Source organism: Rhodobacter capsulatus, assembly GCF_005144475.1.
Classification (GTDB): Bacteria; Pseudomonadota; Alphaproteobacteria; order Rhodobacterales; family Rhodobacteraceae; genus Rhodobacter; species Rhodobacter capsulatus_C.
Genome location: NZ_SWJZ01000110.1, coordinates 1 through 8,827 on the forward strand (window position 1 = coordinate 1; position 8,827 = coordinate 8,827).

Genomic DNA, 8,827 nt, shown 5'->3' on the forward strand with positions numbered 1-8,827 from the left:
GCCGCAGGCGCCGCGGCGGCGGCGGGCGGGGCGGCGGAGGTCTCGGCCGCGGCCAGCTCCACCGGCGCGGGTGCGGCGGGCGCGGCCTCCTCCTCGTCCTGATCCAGCGGCACGATGCGCGGATCGGCATCATCGGCAAAGACGAAAACCGTCTCGATCGCCGACCGAGGCTGCGCCGTCGTCAGCTCGACCACCCAGCCCAGATGCGATTGCGTCGGGTCCAGGCTGTCCAGCGCCGGCAGGTCCGACACGTCGCAGCGGACCCGGCAGGCGCCAAGCTCGCGCAGCTCCGCCAGCAGCAGATCGGGGCGCATGCCGCAGCGCAGCGCGCCTTTCGACGGGCGGAACGACACTTCCCAGCGCTTCAGGCGCACGACCGCGGGCGGGGCCCCGGCCACGGCGCCCTCCAGCGCGGCCAGAATCCGCCGCGCCTGATCAGAGCCAACCAGCTCTGCCGTCGCGGCCGCGTCGCCCCCGGCATCGAGCAGCGCGATCACGTGATCGCGACCCTCCAGCGCGGCATCGAGCAGCGGCTTCGAAATGCCGATCTTGCCCTCGCGCACGCGGTCGAAGGCGTCCTCGAAATGGTGCACGAAGGCGGACAGGGCCGGAAAGCCGAACATCGACCCCCCGCCCTTGAGCGTGTGCAACGCCCGAAAGACCGAATCGATCGCCTCGGGCGAGGCCTCGGCCTCGAGATCGAGCAGCATCTGCTCGAGCTGGGTCAGCAGATCCCGGGCTTCGTGAATGTAACTCTGGGCGGCGGGGTTCATCGGATGTCCCTTCTGTCCGTCAACCGGCCAGCTTGCGCGCGACGGCAACCAGCATGGCGGCATCGAAAGGCTTGTTCAGCCAGCCTGTGGCGCCAAGCGCCTTGCCTTCGGCCTTCGCCTCGGGCTTCGTCTCGGTCGTCAGCATCAGGATCGGCACGCCCGACCCCTTCGGCTCCTGCCGGGCCTTGCGGATGAATTCGAAGCCGTTCATCACCGGCATGTTGAGGTCGACCACGACCAGCGACACCGGCTCGCTTTTCAGCTTCGCCAGTCCCTCAAGCCCGTTTTCCGCCTCGACCACGCGGTAGCCCACCCCGGAGAGGGTGAAGGAGACCATGTCGCGGATCGCCTTGCTGTCATCGATCGTCAGTACCGTTTTCGCCATCCTCAGCCTTCCCATCCAAGTTGTTCGAGCGCATCGCGGCTGGCGGCATCGAATCCGGCGGACCGCCCCGCAGCCTCGGCGGCGGCCGCGGCGGCAAGCGCCAGTTGCATCGCCACCACGCCCAAGCGCTCTTCGCCCTCGAAACGCACCATGACCGCGCCATCCCCCCCGCCAAGGAGGCCCAGAAGGCGCTGGCGGCAATCTTCGGCATCGGCCATCGTCAGATCGGCGGGGATCGCCAAAGTCAGCAGTGTGTCGTCTGTCACGTCTGTCTCTTTCTGCGTCGTCATGTCTCAAGGGGCATTGATACGCGCGATCCGTTTCCGCGCCGTTAATCGCCGGGCGTAGAAATGGCGTGTCGGGAAGGTTGCCGACAATTCTTCGCATCTCGTTGCGAACCTAGAGATTTTCTTAATCACCCTCGCCGACATTGGCCCCCAGTCGCGGCACATTGCCGCCGTTCAGGGTCAGGCAGGATCAGGCAGGAATGGACAGGCTATCTTCCGTGCAGTCCGTGCGTCGCGACATGATCGCGTCGCTTGATGCGCTGTCCTCGCTTCTGGTCGACGTGCGCGGGCATCTGCTGACGGTGAATGAGCGCACCGGGGCGCTGATCACCGCGCAGCAGGAGCCGATCGAAGGCGTCACCCATATTCCCGAACTGGCGGGCGATCTGGCGGGGGCGATGCGGCACTGGTCGGCCAGCATGACGAATGGCACGAGCCGCACGCTGCTGCGCGAAACCCGCACGCTTCTGAACGGGCTGACACGGATTCGCATTTTCTTTCAGTTCCTTGCCACGATCACCTCGATCCAGATCTCGCGCAGCCGCTCGGGCCAGCTCAGCGCCTTCGTCGGCGCCCTGCGGGGGGTCTCGGCGCAGATCGAAACCGAACTCGCGCAGGCGCAAAGCGGGCTCGACGCCTTTGACCAGTCCTTCGAGGCGATCTTGGCCGTCGCGCGCGAGGGCGCCGATCATCTCGACCCGGCCGCCCGCCGGCTGACCGAGATCCTGGCGCCGATCGTCGCCGGACAGGCGCAGATGACGGGGCGGCGGCACCGCGTCACGGCGCAGGCGCAAGAGCTGTCGGGCCGGATCGAACAGGTGATCACCCGGCTGGTCGGCACCTTCCAGTTCTCGGATTCGGCGGCGCAGCGGCTGGAACATGTCGAGACGATTCTGGCGCGCGGCGCCGCCCGCGGCCCCGGGCCGGAACGCGCGGCTTTCGAGCGGCTGGCCTCGGCGCAGCTGCAGGCGCTGGAGCGGGACACCAGCGACGTGCTGGCCCTGCTCGACGACAGTTTCCAGACCATCGAAGGGCTGGGCGGCGGCTTCGTGGCCGAGCTTGCCGCGCAACGCGCCGAGATGGAGCCGCTTCTGGCCGCGCAGGACCGCGCCTTTGGCCAGCTGAACGAGGCGCTGGGCACGGTGATGCCGATGCTGCAGGGAATCATTGCCCGCTCGGCCGGGTTCGAGGGGCAGATCGACCTGCTGCATCAGCGGCTCGACAATCTCGCAGGCATCGGCCAGACGATCGGGCTGGCCGGGGTGAATTCGCATCTCGAAGCGGCCCGGGCCGAGGTCGGGCAGAAGGAGCTGACCTATATCGCGATGTCAGTGAAGGAGACGGCGCAAAAGGCGCTGAAGACCTTTGCCGATACCGGGCGCACGCTGGATCACCTGCGCAAGAGCTTCGACACCGGGGAATTTTCGGCGCTGCAGGACGGGATGAGCCGTCTCGAGGGCGATCTGGGACAGATCGCGACGGGGCTGGAGCAGGCCCGGACAAGGCAGGGGCTGCTGTCACGGCTTGAAGACGAGACACGCACGGAAACCGCGGCGCTGGCGCGGCTGGCGGTCTCGGGACGGCAGATGACCTCGGCGCTGGTGCAGACGATCCTGCGCATCGAGGCCCTGGGGTCGCTGCTGCGCGAAGGGCTTGCGATGTCGCCCGATCTGTCCTGTCTGGAGGAGATTTCGCCGATCTACACGATGGACCGGGAACGCGAAATCCACGCCGAAGTGATGGGGCTGCCGCTCGAGGCGGCCGGTTTCGGCGCGGCAGAACTTGCCTCGGCCGCGCCGCAGGACACGCTGGATTCCATCCTGTTCTGACGGCTTGCGCCAATCCGGATCGGGCTCGACCGGCCGCGGTGACCGGATCGCCCCGCCCCGGCACAGCGATCGGTTGGACGGCCCGGACCATTCCGGCCTGTTGCGCCGGCTTGACCGCCGCAAGCGCCGCGCCATATCGCAGCCTGTCGGCATGCAGGAGGCCGCGACATCGGGGGGCGCATGGCAGGCAGGGGTTCGGTCCGAGACGGCAGCGGCGCGCAGATGGCGCGAAAGCCATCCGGCTTGGCCCCCTGCGGGGGGCGCGGCAGATGACCGATCTGCCCCTGACCCGGGCCGACGCGCTGGCGCGTCTTGCGGCCTTTGTCCCCGTCGCCGGACAGGACTATGGCCGCCTGCGCAACCTTGACCTCGGGCCGGGGCGGCACCGCCATGTGTCGCGTCTGTCTGCGGCGCTGCGACGGCGGCTGATCACCGAAGACGAGGTGATTGCCGCCGTTCTCGCCCATCACCCCTATCCTGCGGCGGAAAAATTCATCAGCGAGGTGTTCTGGCGCACTTATTGGAAGGGCTGGCTGGAAAGCCGCCCCGGGCTGTGGCCCGATTATCTGCGGGCCGTCGCGCAGGCCGGGGCGCGGCTTGAAACCGACCAGGATCTGCGCCTCCGCCACGCCCGCGCCTGCGCGGGGCAGACCGGCATCGACTGTTTCGACGCCTGGGTGCAGGAGCTGGACAGCACCGGCTATCTGCACAACTGGGCGCGGATGCAGCTCGCCTCGATCTGGATCTTCACGCTTGGCCTGCCGTGGGAGCTGGGGGCGGCCTTCACGCTGGCGCGGTTCGTCGATGCCGATCCGGCCAGCAACACCCTGTCCTGGCGCTGGGTCGCGGGGCTGCACACGGCGGGCAAGGCCTACCTGAGCGACGCGGGGCGGATCGCGGCGATGACCGGCGGCCGGTTTGCGCCCAAGGGGTTGGCGACGCGGGCGGTGATTGGCCCCGAGACGCTGACGGTGCCCCGGCCGATGCCGCCGCGCGCCCCCGTCCGGCCCGCACCCACCGCGCCGAGCCTGCTTTTGCTGACGCCCGAGGATCTCTCGCCCGAGACCGTGCCCGCGCTGCAAGACCTGCCGATCCGCGCGATGGCCTGCCTTGACGGCGAGAGCGCGGCAGATCGGATCGCCCTGCAAGATGCCCTTGCGCGTGCGCAAGCGCGCTGGCCCGAGGCCCGTTGCAAGGGCGCGCTGGCGCCTGCCGATCTGGCGCAGGCGGCGCAAGACGGCGCGCAGATCGTCACCGCCTTCGCCCCGGTTGGCCCGGCGGCCGACCGGCTGACGGCCCTGCCCCGGGGTCTGCCGTTGACGGAATATCTGCGCGACTGGGATGCGCAGGTCTGGCCGCAGTGCCAAAAGGGCTTTTTCGCCCTGAAGCAGCACATCCCCGCGATTCTGGCGAAGCGGGGGCTGGCCTGACGGCCAAGCCGCGCGCCCGGTTTCAGGCAAAGGAAAACGGCCGACGGCGCTCGGGCGCGCGGCGATGTCGGGATCGGGCGGCGGCCGGGGCCGTCAGGGAGATACCCGAGACTTAAATAGTCTCATATTTTCAAATCATTACAAGGCGATCTGCAAGCGGAATGCGTGCGTGTCGCAGGACGATTATGGGGAGGTCAATGACATCGTGCCAACGCGGCGCCGCCCCAGCCGCAAGCCTGCTGCCCGGGCGCCCCGCCCGCGCGTCGTTTCAGCCGCCCATGCTGTCGGAGCGGCGCGACCGTCTTCCGCGCCCCATCAAACGCCCGCGTCTTCGGGATCGCCGCTTTGATCGCAAGATCTGAGAGTTGCCCGGCGGTGACGCCCGACACCCCTTGCCCCCGGCCGATCGTCATGTTGGTGCCGTCTCCGGGCAGGCAGGGCACCGTCGAGACGAAATCATGGGCCGGGGCGATCCCCGCCTGGGCGGGGAACGGGCTCTCCCTCTCCCGCTCCCTCTTCCTTCGCCAGCAACCCTTGCAAAAGCGCCATCCGATCCGCCGCAAAATCCCCCGGCTGCACGCTCAGCCCGGCGATCGCGCGCACGAAGAATTGCCGGAACCCGGCGCGGGTCTCGCACCAGGCCAGAAGCTTGACCCCCTGCGCCGGATGCACGAGAACCAAGGGCCGCGCGCGGCGGGCCGTCACGGTGCCGCCCCTGTCGGTGTAGTCGAACACCACCGGCCGACAGGCGCGGATCGCCGCGTGCAGCGCCGCCAGATCCTCGGCCCGCGCGGGCGGCGCGCGCGACACCCCCTCTTGCCAATAGGCGGCGGGGCGCACGTCAAGCAACTGATAAAGCCGGGTCAGGATCGCCGCTTCGGGGTCGGTCTCGATCAGACGTTGCAGCGCCGCCCGCGCCGCCGCCGCCGTCACCGGATCGCCCCGGTGCCCGGCCAGCGCCAGCCCGCGCAGCGCCGCATCGCGCAGAACAGGGTCGGGCGCGGGAACCGCCGCCACGGCTGCCCCACCCCCGACACCCCCCGCCACAACCGCACCGGCAAGCCTTGCCCCAAGCGCCCGGCGCGTCAGCAAGACCGCCGATGCACGACCGTCAAGATCCCTCATGACCCGACATTCCTTCCCCAACGCCCGCCGAGGGAATCGCCTCGACGGACCGCAGCGACAGTCTTGGCCTCTCGGGGTGTCAATTGCTGTCGGGGTTTGCGATACCCTTTGCCAAGGCCAGGCGTTGATCCGGCTGGCCGAGATCGCGGCGGGCGGGGCCATCGGCGCAGCAGGTGCCCGAAAAGGCCCGCTCGACGCGAGAGGACTTCGGGCAAAAACCCTGAGCCCTCAGGGCGCGGGTTTCGGGCGCAGGGCGTCGGGCAGCGGGATGAACTCGGCGCCATCACCGGGCGGCAGGCGGAAACGGCCGTGGTCCCAGTCGCCCTCGGCCCAGGCCTGTTGCGCGGCTTCGATCTTTTCGCGCGACGAGGCGACGAAGTTCCACGCAATGTAACGCGGACCATTCAGTGTCGCGCCGCCCAGCGCCATCAGCCGCGCGCCTTGCGGCCCGGCGCTCAGGCTGATCCGGTCGCCGGGGCGAAAGACCATCATCCGCCCGGCCTCGAAGCTGTCCCCCGCCACCGTGACCGCGCCTTCGACGACATAAACGCCACGGTCTTCGTGGTCATCGGGCAAGGGCAGCGCGGCGCCGGGGGCCAGCACGACATCGGCATAGAAGGTTTCGGAGAAGGTCTTCACCGGCGCCCGCGCACCCCAGGCCTGGCCCAGGATCAGCCGGACCTGCTTGCCCTCGGCTTCCAGAAAGGGCAGCGCCTCCTTGCCGTGATGCTCGAAACTTGCGGCGCGGTCCTCCTCGGCCTCGGGCAGCGCCACCCAGGTCTGGATGCCGAAAAGCGCGCCGGGGCGCTGGCGCATCTCAAGACTCGTGCGTTCGGAATGGGTCACGCCACGCCCCGCGATCATCCAGTTCACCGCGCCCGGATGCACGATCTGATGCGCGCCGGTGCTGTCGCGGTGTTCAAACGCGCCCTTGTAAAGATAGGTGACGGTGGCAAGACCGATATGCGGATGGGGGCGGATGTCGATGCCGCCGCCAGTCAGGAACTCGGCCGGGCCGACCTGATCGAAGAAGATGAAGGGGCCGACCATCTGCCGGTTTGGCGCGGGCAGCGCACGCCTGACTTCAAAGCCGCCGATGTCCCGGGCGCGCGGGATGATCAGGGTTTCGACCGCCCCGGGGCCAGCGGCGTCATGCGATTGCGTCGGATTCCAGCTCATCCTTGCCTCCTCGTTCGGGATGAGCCTGATATAGGCCGCGTTTCGCCCCTGTCAGCGCCGCCCCGCGCGCGGGCCATGTGCGGGGGCGCACCAATGCGGCGGGGGCGACGCCGGGTCGGGGCGCTGATGGGAAAGGACATGCGTCTCTCCTCAGTCGGTTGCGCCGGGGCAATCGGCCCGTCAGGCCCTTGATGTCTGCGCATCAGCGCACAGGGAGTGACGGATCTTCGCCAATTCCAATTTTTTCGCACCAGCCCAAATTGTGCATGGAAAACCAGGGAGCCGCCGATGACCTTCAGACCCGTCCTTGCCACCAGCACAGCGCAGCCCGCCATCGAAGGCGCCGGGGTGCATCTGCAGCGCGTCTTCGGCTTTGGCGATCCCGCGCTCACCGACCCGTTCCTGATGATGGACGATTTTCGCAACGACGATCCGCGGCTTTATTCCAAGGGGTTTCCCTGGCATCCGCATCGCGGCATCGAGACGATCACCTATGTGCTTGAGGGTCAGGTGGAACACGCGGATTCGCTGGGCAACCGGGGGCTGCTTGGCGCGGGCGGCGTGCAATGGATGACGGCGGGCTCGGGGCTGGTGCATCAGGAAATGCCCTTCGGCAATGCCGAGGGTCAGATGCATGGCTTTCAGCTTTGGGCGAACCTGCCCGCCGCGCTGAAGATGACCGCGCCGCGCTATCAGGACGTCGCGGCCAGTGACATTCCGATCGAGGGGGATGACGACGGCACCACCGTCAAGGTGATCATCGGCACGTTCTGGGGCAAGACCGGCCCGGTCGACGGGATCGCGGCCAATCCGATGCTGCTTGACGTCTCGGTCCCGCCGGGGCGGCGCAAGGTGCTGCCCATCGACACGCGGGCCAATGCGCTGGCCTATGTCTTTGCCGGATCGGGGACGTTTCGCGATGCAGCCGATCCGGTCGGCATCAAGGTGGAAAAGGAATTTCGCGGCCAGGAGATGAATATCCGTGACCGGACCGGCAATCGCACGCTCGTGCGGTTTGGCGCGGGGGAGGCGATCACGGTGCAGGCGGGCGACGCGGGGCTGCGGTTTCTGCTGATGACCGGCCGCCCCATTCAGGAACCCGTCGCCTGGCACGGGCCGATCGTGATGAACACGCAAGAGGAATTGCGCCAGGCGCTGCGCGAGCTGAACAACGGCACCTTCATCAAGCACGGGTGACGGCGCCGGGGCGCGTGGGCTGGATGTCGAGATCGGCCCCGAGCCGAGCGGTGCGACAGACATGAGCCGGCATCGAACGAGAGCTTGCCGAAAGCTGCCGAGGATCGGCTGAGGGAGGGCGGACAGTTTCCGGCGGATCGGGCCTTTGACGCGACTTGGCGGCCGAGGCCTTGGCAAAGGCCGCGGTCGAGGCGGTGCGGTGCGGTGACACCGCCCGAATCCAACCGCCGCTTCGCGGCAGAATGCGACCGCGACAGCTGCAAATGGCACCATCTGATCGACCTGGGTCGCGAAAATGATCGACTGATCATTTTCTGATCCTCGCCCGCTTCGGACAAGCTCAAGGAATACAGAAGCACCGCAGCCCGCAGCGAAAGCCGCCCCCCGCCCCCGATCCGCGGGCCTGCGGCCGTTTTCCGGCTCACTTTGCCCGATCGAGCATGCCGAACAGGTCGCGCGGGTCATCGGGGTCGGCGAGCATGTCGAGCGGCTCGAAGAAATCGGTGCCCCTGATGCGCTCCTGCACGAAGCGCAAAGCCGAGAAATCCTCGATCGCGAACCCGACCGAATCGAACAGCGTGATCTGCCGCGCGTCGCGCCGCCCCGGCACCTCGGCGCGCAT

The 8,827-nt window shown here is 68.4% G+C and carries 8 protein-coding genes and 1 pseudogene; 3 read left to right on the forward strand and 6 right to left on the reverse strand.

Features of this window, described 5'->3' with window-relative positions; genetic code table 11:
• The 3 genes from FBT96_RS18740 to FBT96_RS18750 all read right to left on the reverse strand — a co-directional run.
• Window positions 1–773, reverse strand: a 773-nt coding sequence (locus tag FBT96_RS18740) for an Hpt domain-containing protein (RefSeq protein ID WP_169583611.1), incomplete at its 3' end; no start/stop codon positions are given.
• 19 nt (window positions 774–792) lie between these two features.
• Entirely contained in the window at window positions 793–1,158 is a 366-nt protein-coding gene (locus FBT96_RS18745) for a response regulator (protein WP_013067077.1), read from the reverse strand.
• A 2-nt stretch (window positions 1,159–1,160) separates the two neighbouring features.
• Window positions 1,161–1,424 (reverse strand): STAS domain-containing protein, encoded by a 264-nt coding sequence (locus FBT96_RS18750; protein ID WP_169583613.1) that lies wholly within the window; start codon window positions 1,422–1,424, stop codon window positions 1,161–1,163.
• Window positions 1,425–1,663: 239 nt separating this feature from the next.
• On the opposite strand from FBT96_RS18750, the gene FBT96_RS18755 reads away from it, so the two are divergent.
• Window positions 1,664–3,274 (forward strand): coiled-coil domain-containing protein, encoded by a 1,611-nt coding sequence (locus tag FBT96_RS18755; RefSeq protein ID WP_136909372.1) that lies wholly within the window; start codon window positions 1,664–1,666, stop codon window positions 3,272–3,274.
• 269 nt (window positions 3,275–3,543) lie between these two features.
• The gene (locus tag FBT96_RS18760) at window positions 3,544–4,704 is read left to right on the forward strand and encodes an FAD-binding domain-containing protein (protein ID WP_136909374.1); all 1,161 of its coding nucleotides are present in this window, start codon (window positions 3,544–3,546) and stop codon (window positions 4,702–4,704) included.
• A 456-nt stretch (window positions 4,705–5,160) separates the two neighbouring features.
• On the opposite strand, the gene FBT96_RS18765 is transcribed toward FBT96_RS18760, so the two are convergent.
• Together FBT96_RS18765 and FBT96_RS18770 are read right to left on the reverse strand one after the other, a co-directional pair.
• On the reverse strand, window positions 5,161–5,829 hold the full coding sequence (locus FBT96_RS18765; RefSeq protein ID WP_169583615.1) for a WYL domain-containing protein: 669 nt from the start codon (window positions 5,827–5,829) through the stop codon (window positions 5,161–5,163).
• Window positions 5,830–6,057: 228 nt separating this feature from the next.
• Window positions 6,058–7,008 carry a pirin family protein gene (locus FBT96_RS18770; RefSeq protein ID WP_136909378.1) on the reverse strand — a complete coding sequence of 317 codons (951 nt, stop codon included), beginning with the start codon at window positions 7,006–7,008 and terminating at the stop codon, window positions 6,058–6,060.
• A gap of 288 nt (window positions 7,009–7,296) precedes the next feature.
• Here FBT96_RS18770 and FBT96_RS18775 point away from each other — a divergent pair, with 288 nt between their 5' ends.
• Window positions 7,297–8,205: a pirin family protein gene (locus FBT96_RS18775; protein WP_136909380.1), complete on the forward strand. Its 909-nt coding sequence runs from the start codon at window positions 7,297–7,299 to the stop codon at window positions 8,203–8,205.
• A gap of 421 nt (window positions 8,206–8,626) precedes the next feature.
• Here the strand turns inward: FBT96_RS18775 and FBT96_RS18780 are convergent.
• Window positions 8,627–8,827: pseudogene (locus FBT96_RS18780) on the reverse strand (ornithine cyclodeaminase); the annotation flags it as partial.

Coding starts and splice junctions, on each gene's coding strand:
- FBT96_RS18745 (WP_013067077.1), bottom strand. CDS start 1,158: ATGGCGAAAACGGTACTGACGATCGATGACAGCAAGGCGATCCGCGAC.
- FBT96_RS18760 (WP_136909374.1), top strand. CDS start 3,544: ATGACCGATCTGCCCCTGACCCGGGCCGACGCGCTGGCGCGTCTTGCG.
- FBT96_RS18765 (WP_169583615.1), bottom strand. CDS start 5,829: ATGAGGGATCTTGACGGTCGTGCATCGGCGGTCTTGCTGACGCGCCGG.
- FBT96_RS18770 (WP_136909378.1), bottom strand. CDS start 7,008: ATGAGCTGGAATCCGACGCAATCGCATGACGCCGCTGGCCCCGGGGCG.
- FBT96_RS18775 (WP_136909380.1), top strand. CDS start 7,297: ATGACCTTCAGACCCGTCCTTGCCACCAGCACAGCGCAGCCCGCCATC.